Source organism: Streptomyces canus 299MFChir4.1, from assembly GCF_000383615.1.
GTDB classification, from domain to species: Bacteria; Actinomycetota; Actinomycetes; order Streptomycetales; family Streptomycetaceae; genus Streptomyces; species Streptomyces canus_C.
Genome location: NZ_KB911582.1, coordinates 276,084 through 290,780, shown reverse-complemented (window position 1 = coordinate 290,780; position 14,697 = coordinate 276,084). Strand labels below are relative to the sequence as shown.

Below are 14,697 nucleotides of genomic sequence, written 5' to 3'. Positions count from 1 at the left end.
GACGGACCTTCCGGGCAGAAATACCCGGAATACTGAGACCTGACTACGGTCTCAGTAACGGAGACTGTCGGTATGTGCCGCAGTATCAAGACGCTTCGTCCGCCTGTGTTGCCCGAGGAGGCGACGGAGGAGGAGATCCGGGCCGCCGCGCTCCAGTACGTGCGCAAGGTGTCCGGCTTCCGGGCCCCCGCCGCCCACAACCGTGAGGTCTTCGAACGGGCGGTGGAGGTGATCGCGGAGGCGACGGCGGAACTGCTGGCGGACCTGGAAGTCAGGGGAACGGCCCGCCGCGAGGCGGGGTGACCCGGGCGGCTCCAGCCGCGAGCAGCGCCGGGTGAGGCGGGCTGCCCCGGGCGGGTGCCGACCGGGACAGCGCCTGTTGGTGCCATGGCTTGCGGCGCGCGGGGCTGTGTCCCTGCGGGGCGACGGTCCGTAGCCGATGTACGTCCTGCGGTCGCCGGTCGGTTGCTGCTGCGGCTCGACCTGGGGTCGTCTCGTTGCGCGGGACGGCCGGCCCGTAGCCGTCGCGCGTCCTGCGGGTGCGGGGGTGTGCCGTTGCGCGGGGTCACCAGTCCCTGACCGACGTCCGTCCCGCCGTCGCCGGTCGGGTCCCGCTTCAGCTTGACCTACCTGCTGCCGGGGCCGTGCCGTTGTGTGGCCCCACCGGCCCGTAGCCCGGGTCCGTCCTGCGGTCGCCGGTCGGCTGCTGCTTCAGCTTGGCCTGCGTGCGGGCGCAGGGCCGTGTCGCTGCGCGGCTCCAGTAGCCCCCGGCCGACCTGCCCCCAGCGTCGTCGACGCCGTCAGCCCGCCTCCGCCTGTCCCGGTCGTGGGCGCATCACGAACGCCGCCACCGCCCCCGCCCCGAACAGCGCCGCCACCGACACCCCCGTCGCCAGCCAGGTCGCGCCCAGCAAGTGGGCGCCGAAGTAGCCGAGGGCCACGCTGTACGCCGCCCAGGAGAGGCCCGCGAGGGCGGACCAGGGGAGGAAGTCACGGGCTCGGCGGTGGGCGGTGCCGGCCAGGAGGGAGACGACCGAGCGGCCGGCTGGGGCGAAGCGGGCGAGGACCACCAGGGCCCCGCCGCCCGCGGAGAGCGCGTCGCCGAGACGTTCCTGCGCGGTGGTGAGTCGACGCGAGCGGGCGATCGCGCGGTCGAGGCGGGCGCCGCCCCGGAAGGCGAGGCGGTACGCCGCCAGGTCGCCCAGCACGGAGGCGGTCGTCGCGCAGAGGATCAGGGCCATCACGTCCGGGACCCGTCCGGTCGCCGCACTGCCCGCCGCCGCGGCCGTAGCGGCCGTGATGACCAGCACCCCGCTGGGCAGCAGCGGCACGAACACGTCGAGGAGCACCGACAGCGCGACCATGGCGTAGATCCATGGACTGCCGGTCACTGACCCCAGGCTCTCCAACACCGCGACTCCCCGTGATTCCCCCGTAGACAGCCATACAGCGTACGCGTGGGCAGTGACAGGAGATTCACGGGGGGCTCATGAGATGAGCGCGGCATGTTCACCCGGCTGCCGCGTCCGCACCGGACACGCCGGTGCCCTCCCCACGGACGCGGGGAGGGCACCGTACGTGATCGCCTCAGACGGCCACCGGCTCGGCCGCCCGCTTTCGTTCCGGCGTCGAGCGCTTCGCCAACAGCCGGTCCAGGCCGAACGCGCCGGACCCGGTGAAGACCAGCAGCAGGAAGGCCCAGCTGAACATCGCCGCGGCCTCGCCGCCGTTCTCCATGGGCCACAGGGCCATCGGCTGGTGCACCTTGAAGTACGCGTACGCCATGGATCCCGCGGCGAGGAGCGCGGCGACGCGGGTGCCGAGACCCAGCAGCACGAGGCTGCCGCAGACGAGCTGGATCACGGCGGCGTACCAGCCGGGCCAGCTGCCCGCTTCGAGGGTGCCGCCGGTGCCCGAGGCACCGCCGAGGACACCGAAGAGGGAGGCGGTGCCGTGACAGAGGAAGAGCAGGCCGACGACGATGCGGTACAGGCCGAGGGCGTATGGCTGGGCGCTGTTCAGGCGTCCGGTCATGTGGGGGACTCCTTCGGTCGGGTCGGTCCCACCGGGGCTCGCCCCAGGGGGATGGGACCGAGTCGGCCCTCCACGTTAGGGGCCCCTCTTTGATGCTTGCTAGTTCAACATTTGGCCATCGGTACGCCCCTCTCATCCCTTCCGTTGCACCCGCAGTCGCACGTGGAACCGCTCCCACGCTTCTCATCAGCGACCGAAAGTGTGTCCGAATCCAGCGGGCTTGACGGTGTATCAGATGTCGTGCCTGGCGAGCGGGGACGCCTCGCGTCCGCTCCCGCCGGTGAGTTCGGACTCCGAGATCGTCACCAGCCGGGTCCCGCCCTCGCCCGACTCCCGCGCGTGGTCCAGCCGCAGCCGCGCCGAACGCCCGCTCAGCGTCAGCGTCATGAGCTGGTTGCCGAACCAGGGACCGTCCGTGTGCCGCCAGGAGACCGGCGGACGCGCACAGCGTCCGTGCCGGGCGAGCCCCCTCCCGAGCGCCCGCGCCGTCGCGCTCCAGCCGAAGCGGAAGCCGAACCGGATGTAGGAGGGCACGGAGTTGTGGACGGGGGAACAGGTGAGCTGGAGGACGCGGGCGTCCGGTCCGCCCGAGCGCCACTTCGGCTCGGCCACGTACGCGTGGTGCACGTCCCCCGACAGCACCAGCACCGTCGCCGGCGCCTCGGGACCCGAACCCACCTCGGCGATCAGGTCCGCCAGAGCCGTGAAGGAGTCGGGGAACGCCGCCCAGTGCTCCAGATCCGCCTTGCGCCGCAGGTTCTCCCCGAACCGGGCCCAGCGCGCCCCGCGCTCCCCCCGGCACAGTGCGGCGTCCCACGCCTCGGCGTCGTGCACCAGATGCGGCAGCAGCCAGGGCAGCGAGGTGCCGATCAGGAGATGGTCGTAGGAGGAGCGCTCCGCGAGCGCCTGTTCGCGCAGCCACTCCGCCTCGCCGGGGTCCAGCATCGACCGGTTGTCCTCGTCGAGGACGCGGGCCGCGCGGGAGTCCACCATGAGCAGCCGCACCCGGCCGAAGTCGCGCCGGTAACTCCAGCGCACGGAGGCCGCGTCGGCCTCGGCCCGGCAGGCGAAGGCGCGCAACTCGTCGGTTCCGTCGGGGGATCGGCGTACGGCGGCGTAGAGCGGGTCGGCGGCCAGCTCGGCCGGGGGGAGGTTGCCCAGGTGCTGGTAGACCCAGTACGACATCAACCCGCTCAGCAGCCGCTCCCGCCACCAGGAGAGGGTGCGCATGTCCTCGACCCAGGCGGCGGAGGTGTTCCAGTCGTCGATGACGTCGTGGTCGTCGAAGATCATGCAGCTGGGCACGGTGGACAGCAGCCAGCGCACCTCGGGGTCGAGCCAGGACTCGTAGTAGAGGTGGGTGTACTCCTCGTAGTCCGCCACCTGGTTGCCCGGCGGGTCGCTCAGGTCGCGGCGGGCGGCCAGCCAGCTCTGGGTGGCCGGGGAGGTCTCGTCGGCATAGACCTGGTCGCCCAGGAGGACGAGGACGTCCGGCCGCTCGCCCTCCGGATCGGCGGCGATCCGGGACGCGAGGGTGTCCAGGGCGTCGGGGCCCACGGGGTCGTGCTCGCCGTCCGGGGGCGCGGCCCAGCGGCAGGAGCCGAAGGCGACGCGGACGGGCGCCTCCTCGGTGGGCGTGTGGATCACCGAGGGCGGGAAGGGCGAGTCCGGCAGCGGCCACACGCGGGTGCCGTCCAGAAACACCTCGTACGACCGCTCCGTGCCCGGGGTGAGGCCGTCGACCGGCACCAGGGCGTAGTAGTGGCCCGCGATCTGGAAGGTGGGCGCCTCGCCACCGGTGCCGTCCGAGCAGCGCACCTCGGCGGTGCACGGGCGGCTCGTCTCGACCCACACGGTCGCGGACGAGCCGTCCACGTACCTGAGCAGTGGTCCCACCCGCAGATCCGTCACGTGATCCTCCTCCGTCGCCCCGTACGGTACGGAACGACGGAGGTCCGCGGCGAGGTTCCGTTACGGAATCGTCAGCAGTTGGCGAGGTAGCTCGTCAGCGCGCTCTTCTCCGCGGAGTCGACGGAGAGGTCGTAGTAGTACTTCACCTGGACCCAGGCGCGGACGTAGGTGCAGCGGTACGAGGTGACCGACGGCATCCAGGTCGCCGGGTCCTGGTCGCTCTTGGACTGGTTCACGTTGTCCGTGACGGCGATGAGCTGGGGGCGGGTGACGTCGTTGGCGAAGGCCTGGCGCTGGGCGGTGGTCCAGGCGCCGGCGCCGGAGTCCCAGGCCTCGGCGAGCGGGACCAGGTGGTCGATGTCGAGGTCGGACGCGGCGGTCCAGGTGGCGCCGTCGTACGGGGAGTACCAGCTGCCGCTGGTGGCGGTGCAGGCGGAGTTGGTGACGACGTTCGAGCCGTCCCGCTTCAGGATGTACTCACGGGTGTTGCAGGTGCCGCTGATGGTGATCCAGGTCGGGAACAGGTCCCGGCTGTAGCCGGTGCGGTTCTCGGTCGCCACGGTGAGCGAGGCGAGGTAGGTGCGGGCGGTGGCCGCGCTGACCGGGGTGGGGAGGGCGGCGGAGGCGGTCGGGCCGTTGAGAACCGCGACGGAGGCTATGAGCGCGGTGAGCGCGCCGAGTATGCTCAGCCGTCGACGCGCGTAGAACTTCGGCATGCGAACTCCCTTGGGGGGCGGGGGTGTTGGAGCGCGGGCGTTCGAATGCTCGCGGCTCCGTGTTGCGGGGAGATGTGTGTACGGTGAGAAGTTAATGACGCGTACATGACACGACAAGATGTGCGGCGAAAAGATGTGCGGCGAAACGATCACGTACGATGGATGGCGTTGAAGGGGAGTAGCTCTTCGCCGGACCGTCGACATACTGCTCAGCTCGTCTGAGCCGGCGCCCGGAGGCAGGTCTTCAGGGATCGGCCAGCGAGACCTTCGGCCAGTAGTGCACTGACTGTGTGCTGCCGTGCCGAGGCGTCGTTTCGCAGGAACACTCTCGGTGGGGCAGCCCCCGACCGATTGAGGACCCTTGATCAGCTTCACCGTGACGGCCGTCGTCTTCGGCGTCGTCTTCCTCGCCGAACTGCCCGACAAGACCGCGCTCGCCGGCCTCGTCCTCGGCACCCGCTACCGCGCCTCCTATGTCTTCGCGGGCGTCGCCGCCGCCTTCGCGCTGCATGTCGCGCTCGCCGTCGCGGCCGGCAGTGTGCTCACCCTGCTGCCGCAGCAGATCGTGCAGGCGGTGACGGGTGTGCTCTTCCTGGGGGGCGCGGCCGTACTGCTCCTGAAGAAGGACGACGGTGACGAGGAGATCCGCAACCCGGCGGACCAGTCCTTCTGGAAGGTCGCCGGGGCCGGGTTCATGCTCATCCTGGTCGCCGAGTTCGGGGACCTGACCCAGATCATGACGGCGAACCTCGCGGCCCGGTATGACGACCCGCTCTCCGTCGGCCTCGGGGCGGTGCTCGCGCTGTGGGCGGTGGCCGGGCTCGGCATCGTCGGCGGAAAGGCCCTGATGAAGCGGGTCCCGCTGAATCTGATCACCAAGGTCGCGGCGCTGCTGATGCTGGCGCTCGGGCTGTGGAGCCTGTGGGAGGCCGTGGCCGGCTGAGCTGAACGGCGGCTGAACTGTTACGGGCGTTCTCCGGTGGGTGGTGGCGAGAACCGGCCCGATTTTGTACCGTGGAGAAACAAAGTGGCCTCCGCTCGTTTTCCCTGACCGGCGGGCGGGGGCCGCCTTGTCCCTCCGGGGGGTGCGGAGACGACACCTCCGAAGCCCCACGTCCCACGTCCTGGAGCTGCCGATGACGGCCACCGCCGCCCCCACCGTGCTCACCGCCCGCGCCCTCCTGCTCGACATGGACGGCACCCTCGTCAACTCCGACGCAGTCGTCGAACGCATCTGGCGCCGCTGGGCCGACCGCCACGGGCTGGACGGCGACGAGGTCATGAAGGTCGTCCACGGCCGCCAGGGGCACGCCTCGATGGCGGTTCTGCTGCCCGACCGGCCCATGGAACAGAACCTCGCGGACAACGCGCGCATGCTCGCGGAGGAGACCGCGGACACGGACGGGGTGGTGGAGATACCGGGGGCGCCGGAGTTCCTGGCCTCCCTGCGAGGACTGCCCCACGCGCTGGTGACCTCGGCCGACGTGCCGCTGTCCACGGCCCGGATGGCGGCCGCGGGGCTGGAACTGCCCGATGTCCGTGTCACCGCGGAGTCGGTCGGCGCCAGCAAGCCGGACCCCGAGGGATTCCTCAAGGGGGCGGCGGAGCTGGGCGTGGCACCGGCGGAGTGCGTGGTCTTCGAGGACTCCGGGGCGGGGATCGCGGCCGGAAAGGCGGCGGGGATGGCCGTGGTGGGGGTCGGCCCGAGGGCCGGTACGCACGGCCCGGACGTCGTGGTGCGGGACCTGACGCAGGTGCGGGTGGAGGCGCAGCCGGACGGCACGCTCCGGATCCACGTGGGTTGAGAGCTCTCGGGGGTGCGGGACAGGCGCGGCCCGCGCCTGTCCCGCACCCGCACAACCGCCTTACGGTTGCCTCGTCTCCGACTCCAGCCGCTCACGCGTGACCAGGTCGTACACCCCGTGCTCCGCCACCTGGATCCCCCGCTGCCACTGATACGCGGCGACCGCGTCCTCGACCCCCTCGTTGTAGTGCCCGGCCGCCTTGCGCGAGTACAGCCCGACCTGGGTGAGCCGCAGTTCGAGCTCGACCACCTCCGCCCCCTCGGACCCCCGCCGCAGAACCGGTGGAGTCGCCTCGTGCGCCGCGTCGGACCCGGCCGCCGGATTCGTCGCGTCGGACGCCGTCGGGGTCGCCGAGGGCTCGGCCGACCGGGACGGGCTCGGGGAGGCGCTGGACCTCGACGGGGACGGGGAGGCCGACGGGCTCGCGCTCGCCGTGACGGACGGCGGTGCGGAGGACGGCCGTAAGGACGCCGTGGCCGTGGACGGGGGTGCCGACGCCGCGGTCGTCGTCGCGTCCGGGACCGCCGGCCGTACGTCCTGCGGTGCCGCCTCGTCCCGCGACGGCGGCTCGTACGCGAACAGCCCACTGGCGAGACCGGCCGCGGCGACCACGGCCACGACCGCCCCGGCGGAGGCGAGCAGGACGGTACGGCGTCGGGTGCGGCGCGGATGGGCGGCCGCGGTCGAGGCGTGCGCGGAGGCGTCCCGCTCCGCCTCGAACAGGCTCAGATCCGTGGGGCTCGGGGCGGCCGGTGGCGGTAGCGGTGTCGGCACGCGCAGCGGCATCGTGGCGTCCGGCGCGGGCACCCTCGGCACCGGTGCGGTCTCGTCGTCCAGTTCCACGTACGGCCGTATGCGCAGCGGATCGAAGTCCTCCGCCGCGGCCGCCTCCGCCGTACGCGTGTCCCGCAGCGCGTCCGACGCGCGCCGGGTGCACCCGCAGGACGGGGTGTTGTCCGCCCCTCTCGGTGCCCCGCACTCCGGGCACCGATGGCCGTTCGACTCCGCCATGTGTTCGTCCCTCCCCTCACAAACTCCAGAGATTATGCAGAACCCCTCCACAGCCGACTTTCGGAAGCCCCCGGAATATCGGCTTCCAATGGGACTCAACAGGCCGTAAGCGGTCACACCGACCACGATGGGGGGGGGTAACGAGAGTCTCAGGAGGTCTTCATGGCCGCGGACGCGCACGGTACGACGGAGGATGTGCGGGACACGAGGGAGCACCACGTGTCCGGCAACGTCCTCGTCTCGATCGGTGCCCTGCTGCTCGGCATGCTGCTCGCCGCGCTGGACCAGACGATCGTGTCCACCGCGCTGCCCACCATCGTCAGCGACCTCGGTGGCTTGCAGCATCTGTCCTGGGTCGTGACGGCGTATCTGCTGGCGTCCACGGCGGCGACACCGCTGTGGGGCAAGCTCGGTGACCAGTACGGGCGCAAGCGGCTGTTCCAGACCGCGATCGTGATCTTCCTGATCGGCTCCGCGTTGTGCGGCATGGCCCAGGACATGACCCAGCTGATCGCCTTCCGGGCTCTGCAGGGGCTCGGCGGCGGCGGGCTGATGGTGCTGTCGATGGCGATCGTCGGCGATCTCGTCACACCGCGCGAACGAGGCCGCTACCAGGGGCTGTTCGGAGCGGTGTTCGGGGCGACGAGCGTGCTCGGACCCTTGCTGGGCGGGCTGTTCACCGAGCATCTGAGCTGGCGGTGGGTGTTCTACGTCAACCTTCCGGTCGGTGTGGTCGCGCTGACCGTGATCGCCGTGGTGCTGCGGATCCCCCGCAAGTCGACCAAGCACGTCATCGACTACCTGGGGACCTTCCTCATCGCCGCCGTCGCCACCTGTCTGGTGCTGGTGGCCTCGCTGGGCGGCAGCACCTGGGGATGGGGATCGCCCCAGATCGTCGGGCTCGCGGTGCTGGGGGTACTGCTGGCCGTCGTGTTCGTGGGGGTCGAACGGCGGGCCGCCGAGCCCGTGCTGCCGCTGAAGCTGTTCCGGGTGCGGACCTTCACCCTGTCCGCCGTCATCAGCTTCATCGTCGGGTTCGCGATGTTCGGGGCCATGACCTATCTGCCCACCTTCCTCCAGGTGGTGCACGGAGTCTCACCGACCATGTCCGGTGTGCACATGCTGCCCATGGTGTTCGGGCTGCTGTTCTCCTCGACCCTGTCCGGGCAGATCGTCAGCCGTACCGGGCGGTGGAAAGTGTTCCCGGTGGCCGGGACCGCGGTCACCACGCTGGGGCTGCTGCTCCTGCACCGGCTCGACGAGAGCAGTTCCACCTGGGTGATGAGCGTCTACTTCTGTGTGTTCGGGCTGGGGCTCGGGCTGGTCATGCAGGTGCTGGTGCTCATCGTGCAGAACGCCGTCTCCTACGAGGACCTCGGCGTCGCCACATCCGGCGCGACCTTCTTCCGGTCCATCGGGGCGTCCTTCGGCGTCGCCATCTTCGGTACGGTCTTCGCGAACCGGCTCGGGGACAAACTGGCCGAGGCCCTGCACGGGGCCCAACTGCCGCCCGGGGTCTCGGTGTCCGGGATCGAGGCCGACTCCCGGGGGCTCGCGGAGCTGCCGGGCTCGCTCAGGCCCGAGGTGCTGCACGCGTACGCCTCGTCGATCACCGACGTGTTCCTCTACGCGGCGCCCGTCGCGTTCCTCGGGTTCGTGCTCGCCTGGTTCCTCAAGGAGGACCCGCTGCGGGGGTCGGTCACGGCACCCGACGTCACCGAGACGCTGGCCAGCAACCCCGTGGAACGGTCGTCGTACGACGAGGTGTGCCGGGCGCTGTCGGTGCTCGGGACCCGGGAGGGGCGGCGCGAGGTCTACCGGGACATCACCGCGCGGGCCGGGTACGACCTGCTGCCCGCGTCGAGCTGGCTGGTGCTGCGGATCCGGAAGTACGGGTGGGTGGAGCCGGCGCTGCTCGCCGAGCGCACGTCCGTGCCGCTGGGCGTGATCATCGAGGGGGCGCGGCAGGTGGAGGAACGGGGGCTGGGGACACGGCGGGGGCTTGATCTGTTGCTCACCGAGCCGGGGGAGGAGGTTGCCGCGCGGCTCGCGGCGGCTCGGGAGGCGTCGCTCGGGGAGCTGCTGGGGGACTGGTGGGGGCCCGATCGGCCCACCGATCTTGTGCGGCTGGTGAAGGATCTGAATGACGAATTGTGTGGGTCGGATCGTGAGCAGCCGTATGCCACCGGCGGTTGAGCGGTGTCTGGTGCGGGTTGGTGGGGGCGGGCGTTTTGCGCAGTTCCCCGCGCCCCTGGTGCCTGCGGCGCAGCTGCGGCTCCGGTGGGGGCTTGGGTAGCGCGTGGGGTGTGGTTTGGGGTCGGGGCCGGGGTGGGGGGTATCCGTCCTCGGTCCGGCGGCTCGGTTCCTTTGAGTAGGGCTCTGTAACGGACGCCGGCCGCTGCGGGCGGACACCCCCCACCCCGTCCCCTGCCCGCCGTACGCGGCTTGCGGGCCGTCGTGGCTACAAGGGCTTTGCCAGGGTGTGGTCCGCGTAGATGTCGTCGCTGTAGGGCTCTGTCTCCGCGTAGCCGAGCCTCGCGTACAGGGTCAGGGCCTCGGCCAGGTCCTTGCGGGTTTCCAGGACCAGGCGGGTCGCGCCCAGGGCTCGGGCCGCGGACTCCGCCGCTGCGACGAGGAGGGGTGCGCCGCCCTTGCCGCGCAGTTCCTCGCGCAGGTAGACCCGGGTGAGCTCGGCGCTTCCGTCGGGGCGCAGGCGTATACCGGCTGTGCCGGCCGGTTCCCCCGCGTATCTGGCCACCAGCAACTGGCCTGTCGGAGGGGTCAGTTCGCTTCCGGTCTGTTTCGCCACCTCCCTCTCCAGCTCGGCCGGGTCCGTTCTGCGGTTCTCGTGGAGGAGGTAATAGCGGTCGCTGACCTCTGTGTAGTAGGCGCGCCAGAGTTCCGCTGCCGTGGGGGAGGCGGGATGTTCCGGAGTGATGGTCCAGGTCATGGCTGGATTGTCGCGTACACATATGCGGAGACGGTTTGAATATAGGGTTCAGGGCAACCCGGCAGACATGTCAACAGGCCTGATCATCGCTCTGATCGTGATCGTGGCGGCCGTCCTCGTTGTGGCGGCCGTCCTGACCCTGCGTGGCCGGGGCTCGCAGCACGGCCGGGGCCTGAAGCGGCGCTTCGGGCCCGAATACGACCGTGCCGTGGCCCGGCACAACGGGGACGAGAAGGCCGCCGAGCGCGAACTCGCCGAACGCGTGGAGCGGCATGGATCCCTGCGCGAGCAGCCACTCGAACCGGCGGAGCGTCAGCGGTACGAGGACCGCTGGACGGCCGCCCAGGAACGCTTCGTCGACTCTCCTCGGGAGGCCGTCGCCGAGGCGGACCGGCTGCTCGCCGAGCTCGCCAAGGCCCGGGGCTTCCCGGACGGCGGGCAGTACGAGGAACAGTTCAACGCGCTGTCCGTGCACCACGCGGACCATGTGCACGGCTACCGGCGGGTACACGTGGTGGCGAGTGCCCGGCAGGACGGCGACGGGCGCACGGACACGGAGGACATGCGCGCGGCCATGGTCGAGGCACGGGCCCTCTTCGAGGACCTTGTCGGCCCGGCGCGGCGCCGCGAGGAGTCCCGTACACCCACCGGCGAGTCCCATGCGCGCGCCGGTCAGCCCCGCGACGGTCGCGACGACAGCCGGGGACATCTGCCGTGGGCATTCAACAGGCGTCACGCGAAGGGGAGTTGAGCTGACATGACGGATGCCACGAGCAGGCCGGGGGCCGAGGGTGCCCGGGGTGAGGGGCGGACCGGCAGGGGTACGGGCGACGACCCCGCGGGTTCGCACAGCCCCCTGGTGACCCCCACCGGGAGCGAGGCTCCCGAACTGGACCAGGAGGGACGTCCGGCGGGCACCACCGGCGCCGAGCGGCGTGGTGACGAGAGCGGCTTCGGCGGGGACTCCGTCGTCGGCCGTGACAAGGCGTTCGGCCGCGGGACCGGTTCCGCCGACGCCGTCGGCGGTGTCGGTACGGGTGTGGGCGGGGGCACTGGCCGTGAAGGCCACGCCGGTCGTCATGAGGCCCGGCTGCTGCCGCACGACGAGTGCGACAAGCTCAGCGCGCGGCTCCAGCACGCCGTCGCCGGGTTCGTCGACGAACCCCGGTCCGCCGTCGAGGAGGCCGACCACGTGCTGGAGGAGGCCGCCGCCCGGTTCGCCGATGCCGTGAAGCAGCGTCGGCGCACCCTGCGCAACTCCTGGCAGACCGGCGACGGCGGCCAGAACAAGGCCGTGAGCGCCGGCGACACCGAGCAACTGCGGCTGGCGCTGCGGGACTATCGCGAGCTGACGGAGCGGCTGTTGCACAGCTGACGTCCCGTCCGTCCGTACGACCGGCCTGTCGCCCGAAGTCGGGGGGCGGGCCGGTCTTGCGTGCCTTGTGCCGGACACCGCCGTGCCGGGCGATTTATCATGCGGCGGCGGCGAGCCGACGTGGTTGCCGCGCAAGGACCTTCCAGGAGGAGCGCACGTGCTCGAACTCACCATGGCCGTCGTCACCGCGGCGGAGGAGGGTGCCACGGCCGGAATGCAGATGGCCGACGCGCCCAGTGACCCGGGCACCGTGCTGCGGGTGGGCCGGGACAAGTCCGTGTGCCGGCTCGCGACCCCCGACGACTGGCTGTTCGTCTCCCGGGTGCACCTGGAGTTCCTGTGCGGGCCCGAGGGTGTCTGGCAGGTGACCTGGCTCCAGGGCTCGCAGCCCGATCCCTCGTCCGAGGTGCAACTGGTGGCCGGGGCCTACGCGCAGCCGCTGGTCTACGGCGGCTCCGTGACGCTGCCCCGGGGCGGCAACGGCGAGATCGTCATCCGCGACCGCACCGCCCCGCGCAGTGTCAACGTCGGGTTCTACCACGAGGTTTGATCGTCAAAGGGTTACGGCAGTACGCGCGCCAGCGCGAAGCCGTCGTAGCCCTTGCTGCCCACCGTCTGGATCGCCGTGGAACTCAACCTCGGGTGCTGTCCCATCAGTTCGAGCGCGGTGCGGGTGCCCCGGACGTCGGGGGCGGGGTTGTCGGGGTCGGCCACCCGGCCGCCCCGTACGACGTTGTCCACCACGATCAGGCTGCCCGGGCCGGTGAGTTTGAGGGCCCACTCCACGTAGTGCGGGTTGTTGGCCTTGTCGGCGTCGATGAAGACCAGGTCGAAGGGGGGCGGGTTCTCGTCGGCCAGCCGGGGGAGGGACTCCAGGGCGGGGCCGACGCGTACCTCGACGACCTTGTCGAGGCCCGCGCGGGCGAGGTTGCGGTTCGCGACCTCGGCGTTCTTCGGGCTGTACTCCAGCGAGACCAGGCGGCCGTCGGCGGGCAGTGCGCGGGCCAGCCAGATCGTGCTGTAGCCGCCGAGCGTGCCGAGCTCCAGGATCGTGCGGGCGCCCTGGATCTGGGCCAGGAGCTGGAGGAGCTTGCCCTGCGGCGCCGTGACGGCGATGGCCGGGAGACCGGCGGCCTCGCTGTCGCGCAAGGCCGCCCGGAGTGCTTCGTCCTCCGGGGCGAGGTGGGCGGTGAAGTAGTCGTCGACGTCGTCCCAGAACTGCGACTCGCTCATACACCTATGCCTTTCATATGCCTAGTTAGGTCAGCTAACTAGTTGCGCTAATGAATATAGGCGTGCTCCCGACTCCTGTCAGGGGAATTACCGCTGAGCCGGTGAGCCGGGCAGCGGACGGCCCGCCGACTCCGTCATGAACCACACGGCCACACCGCCGACGACGGCCGCGGCCATCATGTAGTAGGCGGGCATCATCATGTTCCCGGTCGCGCCGATCAGCGCGGTCACCACCAGCGGGGTCGTACCGCCGAAGAGGGACACCGAGACGTTGAAGCCGACCGACAGGGAGCCGTAGCGCACCCGGGTCGGGAAGAGCGCCGGGAGGGCCGACGGCATCGCCGCCGTGAAGCACACCAGGAGCAGGCCCAGCGCGCCCATGCCGAGCGCGATCGCGAACAGGCTGCCCTGGCGGATCAGCAGCAGGGCCGGGACGGACAGGAGCAGGAAGCCCGCGCAGCCGGCGGCGATCACCGGGCGGCGGCCGATCCGGTCGCTCAGGGCGCCCGCGAAGGGCTGGACGACCATCATCAGGGCCATCACGGCGAGGACGACCAGCAGGCCGTGCGTCTCGTCGTACTTGAGCTCGCTGGTCAGATAGCTCGGCATGTACGACAGCAGCATGTAGTCGGTGACGTTGAAGACCAGGACCAGGCCCACGCACAGCAGCAGGGCCTGCCACTGGCCGGTGATCATCTCGCGCAGCGGGACCTTCCGGCGGGCGGACTCGGCCTTCTCGGTCTCGGCCGTGAACGCCGGGGTCTCCTCCAGGCGCAGCCGCAGATAGAGGCCGATGACGCCCATCGGGCCCGCGATCAGGAACGGGATCCGCCAGCCCCAGGACACCAGGTCCTCGGTGGACAGCAGGGCCGTCATCAGCGTGACCAGGCCCGCGCCGGCGATGTATCCGGCGAGCGTGCCGAACTCCAGCCAGCTGCCGAGGAAGCCGCGCTTCTTGTCGGGGGAGTACTCGGCGATGAAGGTGGACGCGCCCGCGTACTCGCCGCCGGTCGAGAAGCCCTGGACCAGGCGGGCGGCCAGGAGCAGCAGCGGGGCGCCGACGCCGATCGTGGCGTACGACGGGATCAGGCCGATGGCGAAGGTGCCGGCCGCCATCATGATCATGGTCACGGCGAGGACCTTCTGGCGGCCCACGCGGTCGCCCAGCGGGCCGAAGACCAGGCCGCCGAGGGGGCGGACCAGGAAGGCCGCGGCGAAGGCGCCGAACGTCGACAGGAGCTGGGCGGTGGGATTGCCGGACGGGAAGAAGACCTTGCCCAGCGTGACGGCGATGTAGCTGTAGACCCCGAAGTCGAACCACTCCATGGCGTTGCCCAGCGCGGCGGCCTTCACGGCACGCTTCACGAGGGCCGGGTCGACGGCCACGGCCTCGGAGGCGCCGGGGTCGTGAGGGGTGCGGACGGGGTGAGAGAGGGCGGAGGCACTCGGCAAAACTTCGCTCGCCTGCCTTTCGACGGGGACAAGGGCAAAAAGCGACCATAGGCGGACTTGCCGGGCTTACGTGCCGCGCGGGTCCGGTCGCGGAGCGTACATAAACGTGCCGTATGCAGGTACCCCGTGCCTGGTCGGCAAGGCGCCTTCCCCGAGCGCATGTGATCCATCTCGCGTCCAGCTGCGCGATGGCCGCCGGGGCGGACTATC

15 protein-coding genes are annotated in these 14,697 nt (G+C 71.1%); 7 read left to right on the top strand and 8 right to left on the bottom strand.

Annotated features, from left to right (window positions below; genetic code table 11):
* Window positions 1–72: 72 nt before the first annotated feature.
* Window positions 73–303, top strand: coding sequence for a DUF2277 domain-containing protein (locus H293_RS0101270; RefSeq protein ID WP_007381695.1), 231 nt, complete (start codon window positions 73–75; stop codon window positions 301–303).
* A 497-nt stretch (window positions 304–800) separates the two neighbouring features.
* Here the strand turns inward: H293_RS0101270 and H293_RS0101265 are convergent, their stop codons facing one another.
* The 4 genes from H293_RS0101265 to H293_RS0101250 all read right to left on the bottom strand — a co-directional run bounded on the left by H293_RS0101265 (window position 801) and on the right by H293_RS0101250 (window position 4,661).
* Window positions 801–1,364, bottom strand: a complete 564-nt coding sequence (locus H293_RS0101265) for a DedA family protein (RefSeq protein ID WP_020116071.1) — start codon at window positions 1,362–1,364, stop codon at window positions 801–803.
* 223 nt (window positions 1,365–1,587) lie between these two features.
* The gene (locus H293_RS0101260; RefSeq protein ID WP_020116070.1) at window positions 1,588–2,034 is read right to left on the bottom strand and encodes a DoxX family protein; all 447 of its coding nucleotides are present in this window, start codon (window positions 2,032–2,034) and stop codon (window positions 1,588–1,590) included.
* Between the two features lie 231 nt (window positions 2,035–2,265).
* Window positions 2,266–3,945 (bottom strand): alkaline phosphatase D family protein, encoded by a 1,680-nt coding sequence (locus tag H293_RS0101255; protein ID WP_020116069.1) that lies wholly within the window; start codon window positions 3,943–3,945, stop codon window positions 2,266–2,268.
* A gap of 71 nt (window positions 3,946–4,016) precedes the next feature.
* A complete protein-coding gene (locus H293_RS0101250) occupies window positions 4,017–4,661 on the bottom strand; it encodes an HNH endonuclease family protein (protein WP_020116068.1) in 645 nt (214 codons plus the stop codon).
* Between the two features lie 361 nt (window positions 4,662–5,022).
* Between H293_RS0101250 and H293_RS0101245 the strand changes: the two genes are divergently transcribed.
* Complete coding sequence (locus H293_RS0101245; protein ID WP_020116067.1) at window positions 5,023–5,604, top strand: TMEM165/GDT1 family protein; 582 nt, start codon at window positions 5,023–5,025, stop codon at window positions 5,602–5,604.
* 193 nt (window positions 5,605–5,797) lie between these two features.
* On the top strand, window positions 5,798–6,466 hold the full coding sequence (locus H293_RS0101240) for an HAD-IA family hydrolase (RefSeq protein ID WP_020116066.1): 669 nt from the start codon (window positions 5,798–5,800) through the stop codon (window positions 6,464–6,466).
* Window positions 6,467–6,526: 60 nt separating this feature from the next.
* Here the strand turns inward: H293_RS0101240 and H293_RS0101235 are convergent, their stop codons facing one another.
* On the bottom strand, window positions 6,527–7,477 hold the full coding sequence (locus H293_RS0101235) for a peptidoglycan-binding domain-containing protein (RefSeq protein ID WP_020116065.1): 951 nt from the start codon (window positions 7,475–7,477) through the stop codon (window positions 6,527–6,529).
* Window positions 7,478–7,639: 162 nt separating this feature from the next.
* On the opposite strand from H293_RS0101235, the gene H293_RS0101230 reads away from it, so the two are divergent.
* Complete coding sequence (locus H293_RS0101230) at window positions 7,640–9,673, top strand: MDR family MFS transporter (protein WP_020116064.1); 2,034 nt, start codon at window positions 7,640–7,642, stop codon at window positions 9,671–9,673.
* Between the two features lie 265 nt (window positions 9,674–9,938).
* On the opposite strand, the gene H293_RS0101225 is transcribed toward H293_RS0101230, so the two are convergent.
* Window positions 9,939–10,427 (bottom strand): GNAT family N-acetyltransferase, encoded by a 489-nt coding sequence (locus tag H293_RS0101225; RefSeq protein ID WP_020116063.1) that lies wholly within the window; start codon window positions 10,425–10,427, stop codon window positions 9,939–9,941.
* 67 nt (window positions 10,428–10,494) lie between these two features.
* Between H293_RS0101225 and H293_RS0101220 the strand changes: the two genes are divergently transcribed.
* The 3 genes from H293_RS0101220 (at window position 10,495) to H293_RS0101210 (ending at window position 12,352) form a co-directional block, all read left to right on the top strand.
* A complete protein-coding gene (locus tag H293_RS0101220; RefSeq protein ID WP_020116062.1) occupies window positions 10,495–11,178 on the top strand; it encodes a hypothetical protein in 684 nt (227 codons plus the stop codon).
* Between the two features lie 6 nt (window positions 11,179–11,184).
* Complete coding sequence (locus tag H293_RS0101215; RefSeq protein ID WP_020116061.1) at window positions 11,185–11,802, top strand: hypothetical protein; 618 nt, start codon at window positions 11,185–11,187, stop codon at window positions 11,800–11,802.
* Window positions 11,803–11,959: 157 nt separating this feature from the next.
* On the top strand, window positions 11,960–12,352 hold the full coding sequence (locus H293_RS0101210; protein ID WP_020116060.1) for a hypothetical protein: 393 nt from the start codon (window positions 11,960–11,962) through the stop codon (window positions 12,350–12,352).
* 11 nt (window positions 12,353–12,363) lie between these two features.
* Here H293_RS0101210 and H293_RS0101205 read toward each other — a convergent pair whose 3' ends face one another.
* Both H293_RS0101205 and proP read right to left on the bottom strand, forming a co-directional pair.
* Entirely contained in the window at window positions 12,364–13,035 is a 672-nt protein-coding gene (locus tag H293_RS0101205; protein ID WP_020116059.1) for an O-methyltransferase, read from the bottom strand.
* A gap of 87 nt (window positions 13,036–13,122) precedes the next feature.
* Complete coding sequence (gene proP, locus H293_RS0101200; RefSeq protein ID WP_020116058.1) at window positions 13,123–14,487, bottom strand: glycine betaine/L-proline transporter ProP; 1,365 nt, start codon at window positions 14,485–14,487, stop codon at window positions 13,123–13,125.
* Window positions 14,488–14,697: the final 210 nt, after the last annotated feature.